The sequence below is a fragment of the Ruegeria sp. AP11 genome, from assembly GCF_056535865.1.
The window spans coordinates 813,135-835,830 of the sequence record NZ_JBQFJB010000001.1 but is presented as its reverse complement, the minus strand read 5'-3'; the positions used below and the strand labels follow the sequence as shown (position 1 = coordinate 835,830).

Below are 22,696 nucleotides of genomic sequence, written 5' to 3'. Positions count from 1 at the left end.
ACACAAAAGTTAAACGCGCCCGGGCCATCGCTCGGGCGTTTCCAATTCCTACCTAGTATTAAAAGTTGATATTTTAAAAAATATCAGATATTTTTTACTACGTGTGATGAATTTTAGATTCGCAGACACGTGGAGCTGTCGTTTATGGTGAAACCTGAAGAGGCTGGCACAAGCCCCTCTCTCTATTCCTTGGCGCATCTGACGCTGATTGGCTGTACACCGCCCGAGTTGGTCTATATCGCCGCGCGGGCCGGTTACGATGCCGTCAGCCCCCGGTTCATTCCGATGCATGTGCCCGGCGAATTCACCCAATCCCCGATCGACAAGGCACAGGTGCAAGCCACCAAAACGGCTCTTTCTACGACTGGCTTGAAAGTCCTCGATGTTGAGATTGCGCGCATCACCGAAGATGTCGATCCGCGCAGTTTTGAGCGATCGTTGGAGATCGGCGGAGAACTGGGCGCAAAGCGTATGATCATGAGCGCGTGGACAAACACCCGCGATGATCGTGACTTTCTGATCGACGTCTATTCTGAGACCTGCGAACTGGCCGCGCCCTATGGACTAACTGTGGACTTGGAGTTCCCAAGCTTTTCCCGCTTGCGCACTCTGGACGAGGCACTTGATATCGTCCGCGCCTCCGATCAGCCCAACGGCGGCATTCTGGTCGACACGCTCTACCTGCATCTCAGCCGTGTTGATCTGGGCGAACTGTTGCACGTCCCCTCGGACCTGTTTCACTTCCTGCATATCTCTGACTGCCTGCCCGGCATCGCCGATACGCGTGAGGGCATGATCCAATTGGCGCGTGATGCACGACTGTATCCCGGCGAGGGCTGGATTGATTTCACCGGTATCATCGAACGGATGCCGCCCGTCGACTATTCCATTGAACTGCCCAACCAAAGCCGCGTTGCCGAGTTGGGATACGAAGAACATGCGCGTCGCTGTCTCAGCCACGCCAAGCGAACATTCGGCGCGGCGCGGTCACAGCGTCGTATGCCCGATACAGCAATTCCAAAACACCAAGAGGATCATCATGGGCAAAGAGCTCACTGAAAACGACCGCAACATGGCGGCCGATATGCTGGCACGCGCCCGCGCTGCCATGGCCGAGATCGAGGATTGGGATCAGGGCAGGCTGGACCGCCTGTCTCAGGCCATTGCATGGTATACGGGGAACGAGAAAACCTTCACCCGGCTGGCCCAGCAAGGCGTGGACGAAAGCGGTATCGGAGACCGCGAAGGGCGTCCTGCGAAACGGTTCAAAATCCACATGGTGCTGCGTGATGTCCTACGCACGCCATCGACCGGTATCGTCGAGGTCGACGAAGAGAAAGGTCTGGTGAAATATGCCAAGCCCGCCGGTGTGATCGCATCACTGATCCCAATGACTAACCCAGCGATGACACCACCAGTGACCGGTGTTTCGGCTGCGAACGCCCGTAATGCGGTCATCTTCAGTCCGCACCCGCGAACCGCCCATACTACTTTTGAAATGGTCGAGGTCATGCGTGCAGCTTGTCGCGCCGCCGGAGCCCCCGAAGACCTGTTCCAGTCGATCCGCAAACCATCGATCCCATTGACGCAGCACCTCATGGAGATCTGTGACCTGACGCTGGCGACAGGTGGCAAGCCCATGGTCAAGGCGGCGTACAGCTCGGGGCGTCCGGCCTATGGCGTCGGTGCGGGCAACTCATCCATCGTCATCGATGAGACCGCCGATCTGGATATCGCCGCCCAGAACACGCGTATTTCCAAGACCTCCGACTTTGGGTCTGGCTGTTCGGCTGACGGCAACATCATCATCCAGCGCTCGGTCTACGACGATATGGTCAAAGCGCTTGAGGCCGAAGGCGGATACCTGTGTTCGGACGAAGAGAAGTCGATGCTCGAAGCGGCCATGTGGGACGAAAAGGGCAACCGCACGTTTCCGACCATCGCCTGTCCTCCGCAGCAGACGGCCAAGGTCGCCGGGTTCTCGATCCCGGATGATCGCAAGTTTCTGATGGTTGAAAATCAGGGGCAAATCGGGCCGCAGCACAAGTTCTCCAAGGAAAAACTGACCACACTGATGGCGCTGTATCACTTCGACACGTTCGATGATGCGTTGGAAACGGTCAGGCAGATCTACAACACTGGTGGCAAAGGTCATTCCTGCGGCATCTACAGCCACAATGACGATCACATCGATCGGTTGGCGCGCTTGGCTCCGGTCAGCCGCATGATGGTGCGGCAGCCTCAGTCCAAGGCCAACGCAGGTGCCTGGACCAATGGTATGCCCATGACCAGCAGCCTCGGCTGCGGCATTTGGGGCGGCAACATCACCAATGAAAACGTCACCATGAAACACATGATGAACTACACCTGGGTCAGCCGTCCGATCCCCGAGGATCGCCCCTCGGAGCCGGACCTGTTCGGTGAGTTCTACGGACAGGAGGTCGCGTGATGGACGGGGCAAAACTTGAAGGCAAAACCGTTGCAGAACACATCGTCGACTTCCTCGAACGTCGTGAGGTCAAGCATGTGTTCGGCCTTTGTGGGCATACCAATATCGCGGTGCTGGCCGCATTGGCTGAAAGCCCGATTGATTTCGTAACCGTTCGTCACGAGCAAATCGCCAGCCACGCGGCAGACGCGTATGCCCGCGTGACAGGCAAGGCCTCGGTGGTGTTGTCCCACCTCTCCCCAGGTTTGACTAACTGCGCCACCGGGGTCGCCAATGCCGCGTTGGACTGTATCCCCATGGTGGTGATCGCAGGCGACATTCCCACGCATTACTATGGCAAGCATCCGCATCAGGAAGTGAACCTGCACGCGGACGCGGCCCAGTGGGAGATTTATCGCCCCTTCGTGAAACGCGCCTGGCGGGTGGACCGGGCAGACCTGACGGCCGAAATTTTGGAAAAGGCGTTTCATTTGGCCGAAAGCGGGCAGCCTGGGCCGGTGTTGGTCAACGTGCCGATGGATATCTTTTCCGAAGTGATCCCCTCGGACAGCTTCGACCGTATTCTTGACAATACCCGCGCGCTCAAGAAGCCGTCGATTGACGATGAAACCGCGCGCGAAATTATTGAGGCGCTGGCCAAGGCCAAAAACCCGGTTGCTTATGTCGGCGGGGGCATACTTCTGGCGCAAGCCAGCGAGGAATTGCGCGCGTTCGTTGAACATATGGGCCTGCCAGTCGCGCATTCCCTGATGGGCAAAGGCGCCCTGCGGGACGATCATCCGCTTGTGCTGGGCATGACCGGGTTTTGGGGCACTGAACTGGTGAATCAGTCCTGCCTGAACGCAGACTACATTTTTGCCGTCGGCACCCGGTTCAAAGAGGCCGATTGTTCCAGTTGGTATCCCGGATACACGTTCAACATTCCCGGTTCCAAGGTCATTCACATCGACATCGAACCGCAGGAGATCGGCCGGAACTATCCCACCAAGATCGGGGTGGTTGCAGACGCCAAAGCGGCGCTGCGTGTTCTCAACCGGGTAGCCCGCGAGATGTATCCGGACGGCTTCAAACGCCCCGCGTTGGAACAGAAGATTGCTGACTTCCGGACCGGCTTCAAAGCGCGCAACGAAGACATGGCGACTTCGTCCGCCTTTCCGATGATGCCCGAACGTATTCTGGCAGACACCCGCAAAGCGTTGCCGGAGGATGCCATCATCACAACGGATGTTGGCTGGAACAAGAATGGCGTCGGACAGCAGTTCGACATTCTGACCCCCGGTTCGATCCTGACACCGGGCGGGTTTGCGACGATGGGCTTCGGCCCTCCGGGCGCGCTGGGCGCAAAACTGGCGGCACCTGATCGCGTCGTCCTCAGTCTGGTTGGAGATGGTGGTTTCGGTCAGAACCCGTCAATGCTGGCAACGGCGGTCGAGCTTGATCTGGGCATCATCTGGCTGGTGATGAACAACAACGCCTTTGGCACCATCGCCGGCCTTCAAAAGGCACATTACGGTCTGACTTATGGAACAACCTTTCCGGGATCAGCCGAAGCGCCCGCGAACGGACCGGGATATGCCGATATTGCACGCGCCTATGGGGCGGAAGGACACAGACTCAGCGCGGCTGACGAACTGTTGCCCGCATTGGAGGCAGCCATTGCCAGCGGCAAACCAACCGTTCTGGACGTGCCAATGATCAACAACCCGACGCCGACGACCGGCCATTGGAATATTCTGGACATCTACTCGCCGGAAAAGGATGTTTCCCATGTCGCGACTTAACGTGCTTGAGGAAGGGTGAACGGCGCCCGGAGTTGGATATCGATGACTGCTGCGCAACCGATGGGATAACGGGCGTCGTGCACCGATGCTTGATCGCCAAAGGTTGTCTGATGCTGGCGTTGTCCGAAGCAACGCCCAAAGTCAGACAGGGCCCAGCGAGTCCCGCAGTTTGATATGGGCGTCCAGTTCAATCCTAGCGACCCGGTCATCTCCGTTGCGCAGATCGACCAGTAAGGAAGCTGCACCGCGCCCCATAGTCCTGTGAGGCACATGAACGGTTGTCAAACTCGGGGAAACGATTTCGGCGACTTCGATGTCGTCGAAGCCTGTGATCGAGACTTCTCCGGGTACGTCGATGCCTAGTGTCCGGGCCATTGATATAGCTCCTGCCGCAAGGACATCGTTGCCACAAAGAACGGCTGTGGGGCGCGATTTGCGGGACATAAGCTCGGCGAAAGCATCCGCGCCGTTGCCGATGGAGTAATGCGTTTCCACCACGGCCAGATCATCCGGGTCCAATCCGTGACGGATCATCGCGTCGCGCACGCCCTCGAACCTTTCACGAGCCCGGTCATTGCCGGAACGCGGTGCCGTAACCAGCGCGATCGAGCTGTGGCCCAGGTTCAGGACGTGCTCAGCCAGTTTTGTCATGGCTTTGCGGTTGTCGAACCCAATCGACGGGCGGTTCTCAGCCTCGTTATAGGTCCACGCGACGACATAGGGGATCTGGCGCTGTTCGAGAAAGGCATAGGTTTGCGGCGTTCGATCATGACCGATCAACAGCAACGCATCCGCGCCGCGTGCGACCAGCGCGCGTATCTGCTCGTCTTCCAGTTCGGGGCTGTAGGAGGAACTGGCGACAAGCAGTGTTACTCCGTGGCGGCCAAGCTCTTCCTGAAAGGCCTGCAAGCCCCGGGCGAAGATGGCATTTTCCATGGTCGGAATAATCGCACCGAAAGTATTCGTGCGTTTGGCCGCCAGCGCCTGCGCCCCGAAATTGGGTGCATAGCCCAGAGTTTTAACCGCGCTCAACACCTTTTCACGGGTTGTCTGCGAAACCTGTGTCGGATTGTTGAGGCAGCGGGACACCGTCGCCGTGGACACATTTGCCAGTTGAGCTACGTCTTTCAATGTCGGTGAAGACACCGGCTTGTCTGCGAAACTCTGCTGTCTGTTAGCGTCAGCCATACGGCAATATGCCCGAAAATTTCCAATTCGTGACCCAATAATACGTGTCAGGCGGCAAAACAACAGAGGTCTTCATGTGAATGTAAGCGCTTGCAATAAGAAATGTAAGCGCTTACATTTGTCGAGAATCAGGGTTGGGGAGGCAACTTTGTTCTTGGTCGCATCAATAGCCTTGTTTGGCGTTTTCACTGCAAATGTCGCTCTTGGCGCCTTCGGGCGCTCTCAGTTCATGGGGGATGTCGGTGAAATGCTTGTCCTGCTGTGCGCTTCGCTGGCGTTTGTCGTTGTGACGCTTCAACGCGAAGCGGCCGCCAAAAACCAAGAAAACAAGAATGATTCTTAGGGAGGAAATCATGAACCGTGATAAACGTGAGCTCGCCTCGGAGGAGCGGCGCAATTTCTTGAAGCTTACCAGCACCGGCGCGTTCACCGCAGCAATGGTTGCGGGTGCCGGAGGGATGCTGTGGTCATCCGAGGCCTCGGCCCAGACCGCCAAGGAAGAGCGCGAGCGAGAAGCTGCGGCAGAGCACACCATGACCCTGGCGACCGCTTATGTTCTTGGGGCGTCGCGCAGCTATCCGATCATGCAGCTTGACCTGAAGGAAAACATCCAGAACGCGACGAACGGCAAGGTCTATGTAAAGCTCGCGCCGGGTGGCCAGTTGGGTGCGGGTGGTGCTTTGGTTCAGGCGGTTCAGGCGGGAACGATTCAGTGCGCGCAGCATTCGCTGTCGAACTTCGCGCCCTTTGCCAGCGCGGCTGACCTGATCAACATGCCTTACTTCTGCGGTTCGAACCAGCGCTTCACCAATCTGGTGACGTCGGACGCCTGGAAGTCCGAGGTGCACCCAAAGATTGAAGCCGCCGGCTTCAAAGCCTTGTTCTACGTCAACATTGACCCCCGTGTTGTCGCGGTTCGCAAAGGTGGGAACGCCGTGATCACGCCCGCAGATATGGCGGGTATCAAGTTCCGGGTGCCTGGCTCGAAAATGCTGCAGCAGTATTATCGGATGGTGGGGGCCAACCCGACTCCGGTCGCCTGGGGTGAGACGCCGTCGGCGATCAAGCAGGGTGTCGCAGATGCACTGGATCCGTCGGTCGGGGCGCTGTTTGTCTTTGGCTTCAAGGATATCCTCAGCCATGTCACCTTCACGCAGGCCGTTCCGGACAGCCAGGTGTATTCGATGAACCTGGAGTGGTTTAACGCGTTACCGAGCGATGTTCAGGACGGCATTGAATTCGCCGGTGAACTCACATCGCATCAGAACCTGGCCAAAGTGCCGTCGGCGCGCGCCTATGCGATGGCCGAACTGGTCAAGGCTGGTGTGGAGTTCCACTCGCTGAACGATGATCAGCTTGGTGAATGGCAGGAAGCTGGCGGTTTCCAGCGCTCCGAATGGGATGAGTTCAAGGTGGAGCTGGCCGGTTCGATGGACAATTTTGCCAAGCTTGAAGAAGCCGCAGGCACCAGAGGGCGCTACTACGTGCATGACGCGTAATATCAGCCAGAAAGAGGCGCCGCGAAGGCGTCGTCTCTTTCCGACCCAAAACACTTTCAGCCGACCGCGCAATCGGATGCGTCGCCCTGCGATGCGAAGGAGTTGCCTATGCAGCACGTTCTTCAAAAACTGAACCAGAATGCCGAGCGATGGGCGCTATTGGTCTTCTACACCATGCTCGTCGTCACGATGTTCGTTGAGGTGCTGCGTCGCGAAGTGCTGTCCTACTCGTCCATCTGGGGCGAAGAGATCGTTCGTTATTCTTTCATCTATCTGGCCTGGATCGGGTGCGCAGCCGCGGTTCGGGAACGCGGGCATATCCGTATTGATGTGATCATGCATTACGTCGGCCCCCGGATCAAAGCTCTGCTCTATCTCTTCGGTGATTTCGTCATGGTCGCAGTGTCGGTCGTCGCGTTGATCTATGCGTATGAAACGGTTCATGTGTCGGCAAAGTTCGGGTCCGTGACAGACGGCCTGCGCATCAGCCGGGTCTGGTTTCTGATGGCCGTTCCCATTGGTTTCGCTCTGGTGCTGCTGCGCCTCATTCAATCCATCATCCGCGACATCGCGGACCTTCGAGCGGGCCGCCCCGTCTACGAAGGCGACAAGTTGTTCGACTGAGGGGCGACGCTATGCTTTGGAATCAGCTGGATCAATCGGTCATCCTTGGTTGGGATTTTTACGGACCGGTCATTCTCTTTGTTGTCCTCGTCGCGCTGGCCGTTCCGGTCTGGGCCTCTATCGGCGCATCCGCGATCCTGATGTTGCTGTGGTCCGGCGCGCTGCCGCTCAGCCTTGTGGGCGAGAAACTGTTCTCGGGTATCGACTTTTTCGCGCTGACGGCTGTGCCTCTGTTCATTTTGACCGGGGATGTGCTGGTCAGAACCGGGCTCAGTCGAAAATTCCTGGATGTGGCCGAGGCCTTGACCCAGTTTGCCAAGGGCGGCTTCGGCTCGGCGACAGTGCTGGTCTGCGGTATGTTCGCGGCGATCTCGGGGTCTGACGCGGCAGGGGCTGCCGCTGTTGGCCGCATGACAATCGACCGCCTGGTCGAATCCGGTTATCCGCGTCCCTATGCCTGTGCACTGGTCGCGGCTGGGGCCTGTACCGGCATCCTGATCCCCCCCTCGATCGCCTATATCATCATCGGCCTTGTGTTGGGCATTTCAGCATCGACGCTGTTTCTGGCCGCGCTGATTCCCGGTATCGCCATCCTGCTGTCGATCCTGGCAACCAATGTGATCATGAACCGGCTTTACGGCTGGGAAGGGGGCGGCAATATCTCGATGCCCGAGTATTTCTCGCGGCTTGGTACGGCGCTGAAATCCGGCTGGTATGCGTTTCTTGTCCCCGGGATCATCTTTTATGGCATCTTCTCGGGCCGCCTGACACCCACCGAGGCGGGCGCCACCGCAGTGGTCGTAACGATCATCATGGGGTTCTTCCTGCGCACGCTCAAGCTCAGCGATTTTCCAGCGATGCTGGTCAGCTCTGCCAAAGTGAACGGGGTGATCCTGCCGATTATCGCCTTCTCGGCCCCGCTGGCCGAGGCGCTTGCCATCATTGGCGTGCCGCAAGGCTTTGTCGCGGCGGCTACCTCGGTCAGCGATGATCCGTTGGTTCTGATCCTGATGATGGTTTGCATCCTGATCGCAGCGGGCTGTGTGATGGAGACGACCCCGAACATCGTGATCCTTGCCCCCATCCTGAAGCCTTTGGCGGATGATATCGGGATGAACGAGATTCAGTTCTGCATCATGATGATCACCGCGCTTGGTGTGGGGTTCATCACGCCACCGCTCGGGCTCAACCTTTTCGTTGTCGCGGGGATAACGGGCGAGTCGATCTTGCGGATTGCTTACCGGGCCATTCCATTTGTACTGTTCATGCTGATCGTGACCCTGTTCATCGCCTACGTCCCGACAATCTCAACAATTCTTCTGCCAGACATCTATAAATAGGTAAGACCAAATGCCGAGACTCTATCTTAAGAAAGCAACGCTTACGTCCAAAAGCGATGCCTCTGAGACCAAAAAAATCGTCCGCGAAATTTTGGATGACATCGAGGCGGGAGGTGATGCCAAAGCTCTGGAATATGCCCGCAAATTCGACAAGTACGAGGGGGAAATCCTGTTATCGCCCGAGACGATCGCCGCTGCAGCTGATCAGGTACCGGCGAAGTTGCGCAGGGACATCGAGTTCGCACATGCAAATGTGAAGAAATTCGCCAAAGCGCAGCTGAGCACAGTGGCGGATTTCGAGACCGAGGTCGTGCCGGGACTGATCGCAGGACAAAAGGCGATACCTGTGGCCGCTGCGGGGTGTTACGTGCCGGGTGGCCGGTACAGCCACATTGCCAGCGCGATCATGACCGTGACCACCGCCAAGGTCGCGGGCTGCAAGAACATCATCGCCTGTTCACCGCCGCGCCCGGATGTCGGGATCGCACCCGCGATCATCTATGCAGCGCATGTCTGTGGTGCGGACAAAATCCTTGCCATGGGCGGCGTGCAGGGCGTTGCTGCGATGACGTTTGGTCTGTTCGGCCTGCCCAAGGCAAACATCCTTGTGGGACCGGGCAACCAATTCGTGGCCGAGGCCAAGCGCATGCTGTTTGGCCGCGTCGGCATCGACATGATCGCCGGACCGACCGACAGTCTGATCCTGGCTGATGGCGCCGCCGACCCGATGATCGTCGCAACCGATCTCGTCGGACAGGCCGAGCACGGGTATAACTCGCCGGTTTGGCTAGTCACGGACAGTCAGTCTCTGGCCGAAGAGGTCATGCGTCTGGTGCCGCTGCTGATCGACGAATTGCCTCAGGTGAACCGCGAAAATGCCACCGCGGCATGGCGCGATTATGCCGAGGTGATCGTGTGTGCAGATCGCGAGGAGATGGCCGCGTGTTCGGACGATTACGCGCCAGAACATCTGACAGTGCAGGCCGAGGATCTGGATTGGTGGCTGAGCCGCTTGTCCTGCTATGGCTCTCTCTTTCTGGGTGAAGAGACCACAGTGGCCTTTGGCGACAAAGCCTCTGGCACCAATCACGTTCTGCCGACGTCGGGGGCGGCCAGCTATACGGGCGGTCTGAGCGTCCACAAGTATATGAAAATCGTCACCTGGCAACGGGCAACCCGCGAAGGGGCGAAACCGGTCGCTGAAGCGACCGCGCGTATTGCGCGGCTAGAGGGGATGGAAGGCCATGCCCGAACCGCTGATATCCGATTGAAGAAGTACTTCCCCGACGAAAGCTTTGACTTGTCCGCAGATGGCTGAACCGCATCAACCCGATCCCTTCAGCGTGAAGGGGCGTGTCGCCTGCGTCACGGGTGCCAGCTCTGGTCTGGGTCGGCATGCGGCTGAGGTGCTGGCGCAGGCCGGTGCCTCGGTTGTGGCCGTCGCGCGCCGTGCCGATGCGCTGCAAGCGTGGTGCGCGGGGGCGGATGGGCAGCGGGCTGGCGTGCCGGGCGATGTTGCCGACCGCGAAGGTCTGAGCGATCTTGCCGACCGTATCCGGGAACCCTTTGGGCCCCCGGATATCATCGTGCACGCGGCGGGGCTCAATACACGGGAAGCAGCGGATGAAGTGACGGCGGAAGGCTGGGACGCCACGCTGGCCGTGAACCTTTCGGCCCCGTTTTTCCTCAGTCAGACAATGGTTCCGCATATGCAGAACAAGGGGTGGGGGCGTATCGTCAACTTCGCCTCGCTGCAATCCTTCCGGGCGTTCCCGGGCGGTATCGCTTACGGTGCCAGCAAAGGCGGCGTGGCACAGCTGACTCGCGCCATGGCGCAGGCCTGGTCCGCATCGGGCATCAACACCAACGCAATTGCTCCTGGCTTCTTTCATACGGAACTGACCGAGGCGGTCTTTGCGGACGGCGACCGCGCCGCGCGGAATGCTGCGCAGACCTGCATCGGCCGCAATGGCGAGCCACAAGACCTTAACGGTCCGTTGCTGTTTCTGTGCTCGGAGGCTTCAAGATATGTCACCGGGCAGGTTCTAATGCTGGATGGGGGGTTCACTGCGAAATGAAAGCGCTTGTCTACGATGGACCCGAGGTCATTTCCTACCGGGACGTCCCAGACCCGGTTCCCGATCTGAACGAGCATCTGATTCAGGTGCAATCCGTGGGGATTTGCGGCTCTGACATGCATGCCTATCTGGGGCACGACAACCGGCGTCCTGCCCCGTTGATCCTTGGACATGAAGCAGCGGGCGTCGTTGTAGGCGGTGCCCGCGACGGGGAACGGGTGACCATCAACCCGCTGGTGAATTGCGGAAAATGTGCGGCTTGCACATCCGGGCGTGAGAACCTCTGCCCACAACGCCAGATCATTTCAATGCCACCGCGTGAGGGCGCGTTTGCGCAATTCGTCTCGATTCCAGGTGAGAACCTCATCACGATCCCGGATGGCGTATCCATGGACAAGGCGGCGCTCGCTGAACCTTTGGCCGTCAGTTGGCACGCGGCGCGCCTTGGTCTTGCGGCCTTGCACCCATCAGATGAGCGCCGCGCCCTGATACTGGGCGGCGGGGCCATCGGGTTGGCGGCTGCGCTGGCGCTCAGGGCCATGGGGTGTGACGATGTTACGATCGTGGAACCCAACGCTTCACGCCGTGCTTATCTGAATGAATACTGCGGCGTGACAACGCTCGACCAATTCAGCGAAGCGGTGCCTCTGGTGGTTGACGCGGTTGGCTTTGCGGCGACACGAGCGGCTGCGTCTCAGCAGGTGAAACCCGGCGGTGTGATTGCCCACATCGGATTAGGCGAAGATACGGGGGGACTGGATGCCCGCCGCATTACGCTGCAAGAGATCACCTTTATTGGGACCTATACCTATACCGTGCAGGATTTTCACGACACCGCGCAGGCAATCTTTGATGGCCGCCTCGGAGATCTGAACTGGGTCGAAAAGCGCCCGCTTTCTGAGGGGTGCGAGGTGTTTCAGGCCATTCGCTCCGGCCAGATTGCCGCCCCGAAAACCATCCTGCACCCGAACGGCTGATTTCGAAGAGGTCCAAATGGATAGAAATTCCAGGCAGATCATCCGACGAGGCACAGCTCAGAAAAGGAGAGCAATGTGTACAAGCATATTTTGATACCTGTGGCGCTGGACCATGAGGGATTGGTTGATCGAAAGATTGCAACCGCCCGCCGTCTTTTGGGTGAGGGTGGCAGGATCACCCTGATCACCGTGCTCGAAAGTATTCCTGGGTTCATCAACGAATTCGTGACCATCAAAGAGGCCAACCACCTGACGGACCGCGTCAAAGCGGCGCTGGACAAGGCCGCTGCTGGCGCACCCGATATCTGGACCGAAGTCGGGTCTGGAAAGCCGGGCGTACAGGTTGCCGAGTTCGCCAGAAAAAACGATGTCGACATGATCATCGTGGGGTCGCACAGCCCGGGGGCTCAGGGCTATGCACTCGGATCAACCGCATCACGCGTCGCCCGCCGAGCCACCTGCTCGGTCCTTGTTCAGCGCTAGAATGCCGGATCGATGTTGGGGCAGCGGTGATCGTCAATGAAAGGAGCGTACGGTTTAACCCTTCCCGCTCTTGCATTCATGTATAACGGATTGAGCCACGGCTTCGGTCGGTTGAACGCGTTGTCCAACATGAGCGTGCGGTTGTTATTATTTATTCGGCTATTCATGGAAAATGGCTGGAGTGGTAGGATTCTTCGTAAGCTATTGAAAGATAATAAAACCTTAGAATATGGCATCGATTGCTTTCAAGGAGAAATTGGTTTGTTTCTACGTGTGTTCATTTTCTGCCCGGGAGATCCATTTAGATCCCCAGGGCCAATTGCTGTAACAGTCACGAAACCTGAGCCAGCATCATGTCGGCGGTTTGGATTGACGCTCTATAATCATCCAAAGCTAACTTTACCTCCCAGAATTTGTTCCAACGCCAGGATAGGTTGAAAAGGTCGATAACCTCCAGGTCGGTTTCCCAAGACGTGTCAGTGTCGCCTTTGATCGATCTGTCGCCAGCTCCATCGCGCAGATCATTCAACGCTTGCCAGATCTGTTCGCCCATTATGTCATGGAATTCCTCTGTGAAGTCATCGAGACTTCGCGGTTTTCCAGGTTCTTTAGGGTTTCCAAAATCGCGTTGCGGCTTGTTCCCTGAGGCACCATGTCGACTTCACGCCACTCTTCTGCCAGCCTCCTACCGTGCTGGATGGCAGATAGAACGATTTCATGAAGCTTTACCTCAAACGATGTATCCATGTTTTCATCCTCCTAAGTATGAGATTGCGAAGGGCAATCTCTCAAGGCACTGGCAGATGTCTGACTGCCAGCGCAGGGCAGCCATCTCAGGCGGCGAGGGGGAGGGGGATTTCATCCACCGCATCAAGGCGGAGAAGAGCGTCGAAATACGCTTCGGACAGTAGGCAGATATCCTCGACATAAGGAGCGCTGGGATCTACCTCAGCGAAATAGGCGCTCTCGGGTCGTTTCGGGTCATGGACGTGTTGCAGGGTCAGGAGATCCAAAAGCCTATGCCGCGTGGTTGGGCTTGCACTCCTCATCTTGTTTTTCTACCACAGGGAGAATCTTTCCAAGCGGCGGGTGCGTGTAAGGTGCAATTTGATCCATTGAAGACAGTTAACGTCGCGGCTGCCGTAGCTCGCGAATTGCTGCGTGAACCAGACCACTCTTTGGCGGACAGGGGGGAACGGCGTGCGCCGCCCGGTGGAGGGGTTTATGCGCTGTTTTACCAGGGGCACTGTGATCTGTATGAACCTTTGAGGGTCGCGAATGAGACCCAACTTAGAATTCCAATTTACGTGGGAAAGGCGGAAGCTTCTGCAACCGTGAATGGGCTTCAGGGTTTCAGAAATAAGACCGACAAGAATGGCATCAGGAGAAGGTTAGGGACCCACCGCAGGAAGATAGAATCAACTGTCGGTAGTCGGCACTACCCCTTGCGGGCCGAGGACTTCTGTTTCAAAGCTTTATCCATACCTGACGCCTACATTGGGATGGCCGAGGCGGGCCTCATAACTTTTTATAAGCCCATTTGGAATGGTGCTGGCTTTGGGAGCAACACGCCGGGCAAAGGGCGGCTTGGGATCAGGCCACCAAACTGGTGGGTTTGTGCGCACGCACCAGATGGTGAAGGGTTGGAGCAAAGCGAAGTTGTTCAGACACAAGACGAGATAATGACCGGAGTCGAGTGGTTCAAAACCTATAAGGAGGATAAAGACTTGGTGCGCGCATTGCGAATGCTACGTGAACAAGTGGGTTGGTAAGACCAATGAACTTACATTTTCCGGTTTCTCGTTATGATGAATCTAAGCGATACCACGAAAGCGCAAATCGTGCCGGGAAGATATTGTATCCACTTTGGCCGCGAGATAACTCGCGCCAACAGCACGAGTGACCATGCTCCCTCCAAGTATCTGCTGACGGAAACGCACGGGGCTTTTTCTGCGCGTCTCGAAGCATCCGCATGACTAAGCGCCTGAAAGTTCAAACCCGATCCGAGCAGATGTCTCGCGTCCGCTCGAAAAACACAAAACCTGAAATGGTGCTCCGGCGCGGGCTCCATTCCCGTGGCTATCGGTTTCGCCTGCATCGCCGCGATCTGCCAGGGACGCCAGACCTTGTTTTCCCTCGCTTCAGCGCTGTCGTAGAGGTCCGTGGGTGCTTCTGGCATGGGCATCCTGGCTGCGGCCGGATGCCTAAGACCAACCTGGAATTCTGGGGTCCAAAGATCGGGCGCAACCGCGAACGAGACCTGGCGAACGAGAAGGCGCTGCTCGAACTTGGTTGGCGGGTGCTCATAATCTGGGAGTGCACTATGGTCGGAAAGGCCCGTTGGGCTCCCGTAGAGTTGCTGGACGCGACTGAGGATTGGCTGTGCTCCGATCGGGCCTACGCGGAGTTGCAGGGTAAGCTGGAAGCAGATCAGAGGTAGTTCTGGGCTTTGAGGCAGGGGAGTGAGTTTCGTCATCCGCCATTGGATATCGGAAGCGCGCCGGCTCCGCAGGCCGGGTCGATGAAGATGACTGTGTTTCGCTCCGGGGCTGCCGGGCAGTATATGTGGCGCGCCCGTTCGGCGCTTGTCTCCCTCTCGCCAACCGCCGCACTTGATGCCTCGAATTTGCGTGATGAGGAGGAACGGGTTTGAAACCTTCGGATTGCCCTCCAAGGGGCTCGCCATTTTTGGGGGCGAAAGACTGCGCTTGCTACAATATCCTGTCAACGAATTCTTGCTTTGTTCCCTGATGCCTGCTTTTAGTTGGGAAAAACAAAAGGAGAGAATCCGAATGAGCGGACAGTCCGAGGCGAGCAAACATCACAGAAAATCACTTGAGCTCTTTGCTGGCGCGGGTGGCCTTGGCATCGGCTTGGCCCAAGCGGGTTTCATCCCGCAGATGGTGGTAGAGTATGACCGCTGGTGCTGCGACACGCTCAGGGAAAACCACAGTATCCTCGGAGACGATTCCGTCGATGAAGATCAGCCTTGGAAGGTCGTCGAGGCTGATGTCCGGACGATGGATTTCACTTCACTTGAAGGAAAGCTCGACCTGGTTTCCGGTGGCCCACCATGTCAGCCCTTCAGCCTCGGCGGTCAGCACCGGGCGTATGACGACGCGAGGGACATGTTCCCACAGGCCGTGCGTGCTGTTCGGGAGGCGCAGCCTCGCGCCTTCGTGTTTGAAAACGTGAAGGGCCTGACCCGGGCGGCGTTTCACGACTATTTCACATATGTCGAGCGGCAGCTATCCTATCCAGAGATCACAGCGAAGGACGGAGAAAGCTGGCAAGACCATCTACGCCGACTTCAGCAGCATCATACCACGACCAAGAAGGCTGGCCTTCAATACAATGTCGTTACCAAACTCATGAATGCGGCGAACTTTGGTGTTCCGCAGCGGAGGGAGCGCGTTCTTTTCGTTGGTTTCCGTAACGACGTCGATGCCCGCTGGAGCCCGGATGAGGGCAGCTACACCCAGGAAGCTCTCGTGTGGGACCAAGAATTTGGGGATTACTGGGAACGCCATAAGGTTGCCAAGGCCCATCGGAAACTCGAACGCCGCGCCGCACAAATGGCGAAGCGCTTGTCGCGCGATGAGAGACCAGAGGCTTTGCCGTGGCGCACAACGCGCGATGCGATCGGCGACCTCCCGGACCCGCGGCATTCATGCAAGTCGGCGAGGGTCTCTGACCATCGCTTCCAGCCGGGCGCGAAGAGCTACCCGGGCCACACCGGCAGCTACCTCGACGAACCCTCGAAGACACTCAAGGCGGGCGTCCATGGCGTGCCTGGTGGCGAGAACATGCTCCGACGAGCAGACGGTTTCATTAGGTATTTCACCGTTCGAGAGTCAGCGCGAATCCAGACTTTCCCTGACGGTTACAAGTTCCATGGCGCATGGAGCGAATGCATGCGCCAGTTAGGGAACGCAGTGCCTGCGGAGCTTGCCCGCGTTGTCGGCGAGAGCGTGGCTGCCAATCTGGATGCCGCCGAGGCAAACTGATGGCCCGTAGACCCGAACTATTGAAGGCGGATGATACATCCGCCGCATTGGATCAGTTTGCCAATGTGGTTCGCGGCGCAGAGATGACGCAACCTTCCCGCCGGAGGGTTCTTGATGCAATCAAAGGGATGAAGGAGGATCTCGATCGGCTTGAGAGGGACATTGATCCGATCAGATTGCCAGATGCCTTTTTCGATCCAAGTGAGCCAACACTCATCGGCCATTTTGTGGCGCTGGCTTTGATCTCGCAGGAGCGCTACCCGCTTGGGGCCATTGAGCCGTTCTACGGTGCAGGCGTTTATGCTATATACTATGATGGTCCGGCCGAGATTTACGCGCCACTCGCTGGGACCGAGACCCCGATATACGTTGGCAAGGCCGATCCTCCTGTAGGTGCGAAGTCCGTTGTGGAGCAGCAAACGAAGCTATACGGTCGTCTGAACGAACACCGGCGAAGCATTGAGAAAGTTCAGGGAATCGACATAGATGATTTCGAATGCCGCGCGTTGGCTGTTCAAAGTGGGTATCAGGCGGCAGCGGAGAACCACCTAATTCGCCTCTTCCAGCCAATCTGGAATAATGAGACCAAGATTCTCTTTGGGATTGGAAAGCATGGCGATAAGGCTGATACGCGCACAAATAAGAGATCGCCATGGGATACGGTGCATCCCGGCCGAAAGTGGGCCGCTGAAAATCCTAAAGGCAAGAGTGTCTCTGAGATTACAGCGGAAGTCGGGGAACACTTCTCAAAGACGACCATCTTCCAAGCCACCAGAGACGTGTTCAGCGCGTTTGCGGATGGCATAAGGCAGGCAGACCGGCTTGATCCGGATGATGGTGAGGTTGACGGTAACACGGCCTTTAAGCCATGTTGATTTCCCTGATCGGAAGGTTGAGCCGGTTTCAGCTCGCTCTATGATTTCAGCTACCTCCTGTATGAACAGCTTCAGACGTGTCAGGTCAAAGCAGTTACAGTTGTGGTGCCCCTGGTCACCACATTGTTCGTGACCTTACTACGCCATCGCCTGAAGGTGCTCGAATGCTGCGCGCTTCAGAGTGTTCTTGGGCAGTATCAACGGACGCTGAGAAAGAATCTCACGAAGTCTTCGAGCCGCCGACTTAATATCTTTGAATGGTTCATTCCCACGCCGAACAAAGTGAAAAATGGGCTCAGAAACATTCTTGTCTCTGATAGTCACTGTGGCGGCTTCGCCATTGCCTCCCAAGGTAACATCAACCTCCAATGAGGCCGATTGCGACAGGTCGCAACCTTTGATCACTGGAAAGCCATATTGACGACGGCGGCCGATCTCGAGCTTGAAATTTGCCTTGTCGACCGCGTGCTTGAGGTCTTTCGTGTGATGAGCCGTGTAGTGAACATTGAGCACGCTCCCGTGCTTATGCCCGGCGATGGCTTGGCGTTGGCCGTCTGAAACCAGCGCGGAATTCATCATGCTCGACAGGGTCTTACGCATGGCATAGAAGTCCTCGTCGAAATTACCAAGGCCCAGCCGATCGAGAATGCAGCGCAGATGTTTGGCGAAGGCGCTAGGTCACATCGCCGCTGGTCGTCCGCCGCGCCGCTTCAGGGAAAAGGAGCACTCCATGTTCTTCGCGAAGTGAGTGGAACCAATCCATGAACCCAAGATCCAGAAGAAGCTGGGGCACTGGAACAACGCGCTTGCTTTCCTCGGTTTTTCGACAGGACGAGTCGGTGCGCTTGCGGGCATAGCTCGCAACGGCATGTGTTACACTCCGTGTCACAGTTTCTGAGGACTGTGACACACGGGGTGTCAGGGGCAGGTTTCGCCCTTTGATTTCATTGGCTTTTGGGAAATTCATGGCTGGGGTGGTAGGATTCGAACCTACGATACACGGTACCAAAAACCGCTGCCTTACCACTTGGCTACACCCCAACAGTGAGCGGCTATCTACGACTGTTGGTTTCCGGGTTCAAGGGCTTTTTTGGACAAAAATGACATCAAGATCGAATTTGCTTTGAATGGCGTCCGCAACGGATGCGAACGGGCTGTACAGTGGAATATCTGTCTTTGAACGCTCAGCGTCACAGCGATGGTTCGTAAGTGAAACTGAACTGTTCGGGTTGTATTCGGGGCGAGGTCCTATCTGTAGTGCGAGTGAAAATCATGTGCGCCGAAATGCGTGTAAAATTTTGTTATTAAAGGAAAATATAAATATCAGATTGAGCGCAGTCTTCCAGGGTAACATAATGGTCTTATACGCTGTCCAGCTATCAGGAGGTATGTGATGAAGCTGAAGCCAAAAGTTGCCGAGGCATTGAACAAGCAGATCAACAACGAATTGCACGCCTCTTAAACCTATTTGGCGATGTCGGCATATTTCGAGGCGCAGGATTTGCCGGGCTTTGCCAGGTGGTTCCGGGGCCATTCGGTCGAAGAGGAAACCATGCGATGCGTATCTTCGATTTTGTTGCCAAGCGCGGTGCGCGGATTCATCTGGATGGGATTGCGAAGCCGCAAAAAGCTTGCGATCTGATCAAGATCAAAGCTGCGCAGGCTTCCTCTCATTCATATGCTGTTTTTGAGATATGTAGAAAGGACAGCATCATGACATGGCAGGACACATTAGACGGAACCCGCAAAAGTCTGCGCAATCTGAACGGCGCCATTCCTGACACCGCCCGTGCCTTTGGGGCATTGGGGAAATCGGTCAAGGAAGGCGGAACTCTGGATTACAAAACCAAGGAATTCATCGCGCTGAGCATGTCGATCGCCGTAAGATGCGAACCCTGCATCACATTGCACACCGAGGCCCTGATCAAAGCCGGCGCGTCCCGGGAAGAGGTTTCGGACGTGCTCGGCATGGCCATCCAGATGGGCGGGGGCCCGTCCATGATGTATGCCGCAAAAGCGTTGGAGTGTTTTGACGAACTGAACACGTGACAAACCCGGGAAACGCTGCTTATCCGGGCGGCAAAGACAAATGCCGCCCCTTACGGCACCCCTGCTGGGGTAATGAACTCAACTGCTTACACAGCACAGGCATTCTTGCCCCCGCATAGCCGGAGCCGAACCCGGTGCCAGATCGTGACTTTTTCGGCCTTTCTTGCTAGGATACACACAGAGGTGTAGCCGCGATGAAAGTCTTACTAGCTATACTGTTGACGCTGTTTCCCGCGCAGTTGCTGGCCCAGGACGATCCGATCAGGGGCCGTTTTCTCTGCGATGTTCTGGCCAGCCGATTTGTACCTGCTGATAAAAGTCAGGCGATTTCGGAGGTTGAACTTCCCAGAGGTTACACAGCCGATACGACTTTGATTGTTGACTATACGCATGATCCGGGAAGCGGCCTGACAATCTATCTTGGGGAGCCAAACCGTACGAATGTCCTGATCGAGGAACCGTTTCCCGAAACCAGTTTCAAAGGTATTTCCAAGATTACCCGCAAAGCTGAATACCGCTCGACCTTTAGCGAGGTTTCTCTTGGAAAGTTCTCAGTAAACTACAAAGGCAACGACCAGCTTAACATTAAAAGATCCTGCAGCGCCGGGTGGTCAGGCCACTACGTCCAGACCTATGTCAGCGGACGTTTCATTCAGGTCGTTTCGCTTGAATGCCGCCCCTTGGTTAACGCAGCAGAGACCTTGTTGGCGCGATTGAAACTGTACAACTAGATCATTTGACGTGTGTGGCAGGCAGAATTTCCCGCCGCGCCCATGAATAAAGCCCCGGTTTTCACCGGGGCTTTTTCAATTTAACCGTCTTTGCGGATGGTTTCGTTCTTCGGGTCGTAGGGGCTGTCGCAGGTCACGACCGCATCCCACAATCTGTCCTGAATCTTGACCTGCAGCTTGGTGCCCTCAACCGCCAGTTCGGGCTTCACATAGCCCATGCCGATGGATTTCTCGAACGCAACCGAGTAACCGCCCGAGGTCAGACGGCCAACACGCTCACCTTCCGGAGTATACAGCACTTCGCGACCCCACGGATCGGCGTCGTCCGGTCCGTCGATCAGCAGGGTGCAGCATTTCACGCGCACACCGGTCTCTTCCAGCTTGGCCTTGCCGTAAAAGTCCTTCGACAGATCGACAAAGCGCGGCAGGTCGGCTTCCAGCGGGGTCGCGTCGCGGCCCAGTTCGGTGCCGAAGGCGCGATAGGATTTCTCCTGACGCAACCAGTTCTGGGCACGCGCACCGACCAGTTTCATGCCATGCTTTTCGCCCGCCTTCTCCAGCAGGTCGAAAAGGTAGTTCTGCATCTCGATCGGGTGATGCAGTTCCCAACCCAGCTCACCGGTATAGGCCACACGGATAGCGTTGACCGGGCACATGCCCAGTTCGATCTGGCGGGCCGACAGCCACGGGAAACGCTTGTTGGACAGTGCCGTTTCCGGGTCGGCGTCCTTGATGACCTCCTTCAGAACATCACGCGACTTGGGCCCTGCGATGGCGAAGACGCCCCATTGGGTGGTCACGTCCTGGATCTCGATGTAGCCGAACTCCTCCATCTTGTCCTCGGCCGCCTTGCGCAGATAGTCGGCGTCGTACTCGGTCCAAGCACCGGCAGAGACGATATAGTAGTTGTTCTCGCCATTGCGGACGATGGTGTATTCGGTGCGGGTGGTGCCGTGCGAGGTCAGCGCGTAGGTCAGGTTGATGCGTCCGACCTTGGGCAGCTTGTTGCAGGTGAACCAGTCGAGGAATTGGGTCGCACCGGGGCCTTTGACGACGTGCTTGGTGAAGGCCGAAGCGTCGATCAGGCCAACGCCTTCGCGGATCGCCTTGGCTTCTTCGACGGCATACTGCCACCAGCCACCCCGGCGGAAAGACCGGCTTTCCTTGTCGAAATTGTCCGGCGCATCAACGGGGCCGAAATAGTTCGGACGTTCCCAGCCGTTCACCCAACCGAACTGCGCGCCGCGCGCTTTCTGACGGTCATAGGCCGGAACAGTGCGCAGCGGACGGCAGGCTTCACGCTCTTCATCCGGGTGGTGCAGGATATAGACGTGCTCATAGCACTCTTCGTTCTTGCGGGCCGCGAACTCGGTGGTCATCCAGTTGGACGAGTACCGCTTGGGGTCCAGCGAGGCCATGTCGATCTCGGCTTCACCATCGACCATCATCTGAGCCAGATAATAGCCGGTGCCGCCTGCGGCGGTGATGCCGAAGCTGAAGCCTTCGGCCAGCCACATGTTGCGCAGGCCCGGAGCCGGACCAACCAGCGGGTTGCCATCGGGGGTGTAGCAGATCGGGCCGTTGAAATCGTCTTTCAGACCGGATTCGGCGCAAGAAGGCACGCGTTCTGCCATCGCCATGTATTGCTCGGCGATACGGTCCAGATCCAGCGGGAACAGGTCGGCGCGGAAGCTGTCAGGTACGCCGTATTCGAAACGGGCCGGGGCGCCGTGTTCGTAGATGCCCAGAATCCAGCCGCCGCGTTCTTCGCGCGCGTAGGATTCGTTGTCGGCGTCACGCACAACGGGGTGTTCGGGGTTGCCCGCTTCGCGCCATTTGACCAGTTCGGGGTCCTTGTCCATGACGATGAAGGTGTGCTCGACCGGAATGGCAGGCATCTTGATGCCCAGCATCTTGGCGGTGCGCTGCGCATGGTTGCCCGATGCGGTCACCACATGCTCGGCGGTGATCACAACCTGCTCATCGCTTTCGACCAGGTTGCCGCCTTTTTCCACCATCTTGGTGCAGGTGACTTCCCAATGGGTGCCGTTCCAGTGGAAGGCATCGGCCTGCAGCTTGCGGACGATATCGACGCCACGCTGACGGGCGCCCTTGGCCATCGCCTGCGTCACATCGGCGGGGTTAATATAGCCGTCTTCGGTGTGATAGATCGCGCCTTTCAGGTCGCCGGTTTCAATCAGCGGCCAACGTTCCTTGATCTGATCCGGGGTCAGCCATTCGTATTTTACGTCGCAGGTCTCGGCGGTGGACGCATAAAGCATGTATTCGTCCATGCGATCCTGCGTCTGCGCCATGCGCAGGTTGCCAACCACGGCAAAGCCCGCGTTCAGGCCGGTCTCTTCTTCAAGCGTCTTGTAGAAATCGACCGAGTACTTGTGAATGTGGGTCGTCGCATAGGACATGTTGAACAGCGGCAGCAGACCGGCGGCATGCCAGGTGGAACCGGAGGTCAGCTCGTCCCGCTCGATCAGCATCACGTCGTCCCAGCCCGCCTTGGCCAGGTGATAGGCAATCGAGGTGCCGATGGCGCCGCCGCCAACGACCAGTGCTTTGACTTGGGTTTTCATAGCCGGGTGTCTCCCCTTGAATTCAGT

23 protein-coding genes and 1 tRNA gene are annotated in these 22,696 nt (G+C 57.3%); 17 read left to right on the top strand and 7 right to left on the bottom strand.

Annotation, left to right across the window (positions count from 1 at the left end; all coding sequences use genetic code 11):
• Nucleotides 1-144: 144 nt before the first annotated feature.
• From ACR3E4_RS04210 to ACR3E4_RS04200, 3 genes are read left to right on the top strand one after another with little or no spacing between them, the layout of a single operon-like run.
• Nucleotides 145-1,059 (top strand): sugar phosphate isomerase/epimerase family protein, encoded by a 915-nt coding sequence (locus tag ACR3E4_RS04210; protein WP_480535584.1) that lies wholly within the window; start codon nucleotides 145-147, stop codon nucleotides 1,057-1,059.
• Nucleotides 1,040-2,449, top strand: a complete 1,410-nt coding sequence (locus tag ACR3E4_RS04205; protein WP_480535586.1) for an aldehyde dehydrogenase family protein — start codon at nucleotides 1,040-1,042, stop codon at nucleotides 2,447-2,449. Before ACR3E4_RS04210 ends, ACR3E4_RS04205 begins: the two co-directional genes overlap by 20 nt.
• Nucleotides 2,449-4,230 (top strand): thiamine pyrophosphate-binding protein, encoded by a 1,782-nt coding sequence (locus ACR3E4_RS04200; protein WP_480535588.1) that lies wholly within the window; start codon nucleotides 2,449-2,451, stop codon nucleotides 4,228-4,230. The genes ACR3E4_RS04205 and ACR3E4_RS04200 overlap by 1 nt, the downstream gene beginning before the upstream one ends.
• A gap of 141 nt (nucleotides 4,231-4,371) precedes the next feature.
• On the opposite strand, the gene ACR3E4_RS04195 is transcribed toward ACR3E4_RS04200, so the two are convergent.
• Nucleotides 4,372-5,418, bottom strand: coding sequence for a LacI family DNA-binding transcriptional regulator (locus ACR3E4_RS04195; protein ID WP_480535590.1), 1,047 nt, complete (start codon nucleotides 5,416-5,418; stop codon nucleotides 4,372-4,374).
• A gap of 148 nt (nucleotides 5,419-5,566) precedes the next feature.
• Here ACR3E4_RS04195 and ACR3E4_RS04190 point away from each other — a divergent pair, with 148 nt between their 5' ends.
• The 8 genes from ACR3E4_RS04190 to ACR3E4_RS04155 all read left to right on the top strand — a co-directional run bounded on the left by ACR3E4_RS04190 (nucleotide 5,567) and on the right by ACR3E4_RS04155 (nucleotide 12,419).
• Complete coding sequence (locus ACR3E4_RS04190; protein ID WP_480535592.1) at nucleotides 5,567-5,761, top strand: hypothetical protein; 195 nt, start codon at nucleotides 5,567-5,569, stop codon at nucleotides 5,759-5,761.
• A 10-nt stretch (nucleotides 5,762-5,771) separates the two neighbouring features.
• Nucleotides 5,772-6,917, top strand: a complete 1,146-nt coding sequence (locus tag ACR3E4_RS04185; RefSeq protein ID WP_480535593.1) for a TRAP transporter substrate-binding protein — start codon at nucleotides 5,772-5,774, stop codon at nucleotides 6,915-6,917.
• Between the two features lie 108 nt (nucleotides 6,918-7,025).
• Nucleotides 7,026-7,541 (top strand): TRAP transporter small permease, encoded by a 516-nt coding sequence (locus tag ACR3E4_RS04180; RefSeq protein ID WP_480535594.1) that lies wholly within the window; start codon nucleotides 7,026-7,028, stop codon nucleotides 7,539-7,541.
• A gap of 11 nt (nucleotides 7,542-7,552) precedes the next feature.
• Complete coding sequence (locus ACR3E4_RS04175) at nucleotides 7,553-8,881, top strand: TRAP transporter large permease (protein ID WP_480535596.1); 1,329 nt, start codon at nucleotides 7,553-7,555, stop codon at nucleotides 8,879-8,881.
• Nucleotides 8,882-8,891: 10 nt separating this feature from the next.
• Nucleotides 8,892-10,199 carry a histidinol dehydrogenase gene (hisD, locus tag ACR3E4_RS04170; RefSeq protein WP_480535597.1) on the top strand — a complete coding sequence of 436 codons (1,308 nt, stop codon included), beginning with the start codon at nucleotides 8,892-8,894 and terminating at the stop codon, nucleotides 10,197-10,199.
• Entirely contained in the window at nucleotides 10,192-10,959 is a 768-nt protein-coding gene (locus ACR3E4_RS04165) for an SDR family NAD(P)-dependent oxidoreductase (protein ID WP_480535598.1), read from the top strand. Before hisD ends, ACR3E4_RS04165 begins: the two co-directional genes overlap by 8 nt.
• Nucleotides 10,956-11,936: an alcohol dehydrogenase catalytic domain-containing protein gene (locus ACR3E4_RS04160; RefSeq protein ID WP_480535599.1), complete on the top strand. Its 981-nt coding sequence runs from the start codon at nucleotides 10,956-10,958 to the stop codon at nucleotides 11,934-11,936. The genes ACR3E4_RS04165 and ACR3E4_RS04160 overlap by 4 nt, the downstream gene beginning before the upstream one ends.
• A gap of 75 nt (nucleotides 11,937-12,011) precedes the next feature.
• On the top strand, nucleotides 12,012-12,419 hold the full coding sequence (locus ACR3E4_RS04155; protein WP_480535600.1) for a universal stress protein: 408 nt from the start codon (nucleotides 12,012-12,014) through the stop codon (nucleotides 12,417-12,419).
• Nucleotides 12,420-12,750: 331 nt separating this feature from the next.
• Here the strand turns inward: ACR3E4_RS04155 and ACR3E4_RS04150 are convergent, their stop codons facing one another.
• On the bottom strand, nucleotides 12,751-12,972 hold the full coding sequence (locus ACR3E4_RS04150; RefSeq protein WP_480535601.1) for a hypothetical protein: 222 nt from the start codon (nucleotides 12,970-12,972) through the stop codon (nucleotides 12,751-12,753).
• Complete coding sequence (locus ACR3E4_RS04145; protein WP_480535602.1) at nucleotides 12,972-13,166, bottom strand: hypothetical protein; 195 nt, start codon at nucleotides 13,164-13,166, stop codon at nucleotides 12,972-12,974. Before ACR3E4_RS04145 ends, ACR3E4_RS04150 begins: the two co-directional genes overlap by 1 nt.
• A gap of 236 nt (nucleotides 13,167-13,402) precedes the next feature.
• On the opposite strand from ACR3E4_RS04145, the gene ACR3E4_RS04140 reads away from it, so the two are divergent.
• The 4 genes from ACR3E4_RS04140 (at nucleotide 13,403) to ACR3E4_RS04125 (ending at nucleotide 17,301) form a co-directional block, all read left to right on the top strand.
• Complete coding sequence (locus ACR3E4_RS04140) at nucleotides 13,403-14,191, top strand: Eco29kI family restriction endonuclease (protein WP_480535603.1); 789 nt, start codon at nucleotides 13,403-13,405, stop codon at nucleotides 14,189-14,191.
• 200 nt (nucleotides 14,192-14,391) lie between these two features.
• On the top strand, nucleotides 14,392-14,859 hold the full coding sequence (locus ACR3E4_RS04135) for a very short patch repair endonuclease (RefSeq protein WP_480535605.1): 468 nt from the start codon (nucleotides 14,392-14,394) through the stop codon (nucleotides 14,857-14,859).
• Nucleotides 14,860-15,211: 352 nt separating this feature from the next.
• On the top strand, nucleotides 15,212-16,426 hold the full coding sequence (locus ACR3E4_RS04130) for a DNA cytosine methyltransferase (protein ID WP_480535606.1): 1,215 nt from the start codon (nucleotides 15,212-15,214) through the stop codon (nucleotides 16,424-16,426).
• Complete coding sequence (locus ACR3E4_RS04125) at nucleotides 16,426-17,301, top strand: Eco29kI family restriction endonuclease (protein ID WP_480535608.1); 876 nt, start codon at nucleotides 16,426-16,428, stop codon at nucleotides 17,299-17,301. The genes ACR3E4_RS04130 and ACR3E4_RS04125 overlap by 1 nt, the downstream gene beginning before the upstream one ends.
• 138 nt (nucleotides 17,302-17,439) lie before the next feature.
• On the opposite strand, the gene ACR3E4_RS04120 is transcribed toward ACR3E4_RS04125, so the two are convergent.
• The 3 genes from ACR3E4_RS04120 to ACR3E4_RS04110 form a co-directional block, all read right to left on the bottom strand.
• Nucleotides 17,440-17,901 carry a hypothetical protein gene (locus ACR3E4_RS04120; RefSeq protein ID WP_480535609.1) on the bottom strand — a complete coding sequence of 154 codons (462 nt, stop codon included), beginning with the start codon at nucleotides 17,899-17,901 and terminating at the stop codon, nucleotides 17,440-17,442.
• A gap of 366 nt (nucleotides 17,902-18,267) precedes the next feature.
• Nucleotides 18,268-18,342: transfer RNA gene (locus ACR3E4_RS04115), tRNA-Gln, on the bottom strand.
• A gap of 423 nt (nucleotides 18,343-18,765) precedes the next feature.
• Nucleotides 18,766-18,975, bottom strand: a complete 210-nt coding sequence (locus ACR3E4_RS04110) for a hypothetical protein (protein ID WP_480535611.1) — start codon at nucleotides 18,973-18,975, stop codon at nucleotides 18,766-18,768.
• 39 nt (nucleotides 18,976-19,014) lie between these two features.
• On the opposite strand from ACR3E4_RS04110, the gene ACR3E4_RS04105 reads away from it, so the two are divergent.
• Complete coding sequence (locus ACR3E4_RS04105; protein WP_480535613.1) at nucleotides 19,015-19,350, top strand: carboxymuconolactone decarboxylase family protein; 336 nt, start codon at nucleotides 19,015-19,017, stop codon at nucleotides 19,348-19,350.
• Between the two features lie 194 nt (nucleotides 19,351-19,544).
• The gene (locus tag ACR3E4_RS04100) at nucleotides 19,545-20,081 is read left to right on the top strand and encodes a hypothetical protein (protein ID WP_480535614.1); all 537 of its coding nucleotides are present in this window, start codon (nucleotides 19,545-19,547) and stop codon (nucleotides 20,079-20,081) included.
• Between the two features lie 80 nt (nucleotides 20,082-20,161).
• On the opposite strand, the gene ACR3E4_RS04095 is transcribed toward ACR3E4_RS04100, so the two are convergent.
• Nucleotides 20,162-22,669, bottom strand: coding sequence for a GcvT family protein (locus ACR3E4_RS04095; protein ID WP_480535616.1), 2,508 nt, complete (start codon nucleotides 22,667-22,669; stop codon nucleotides 20,162-20,164).
• Nucleotides 22,670-22,696 lie beyond the last annotated feature (27 nt).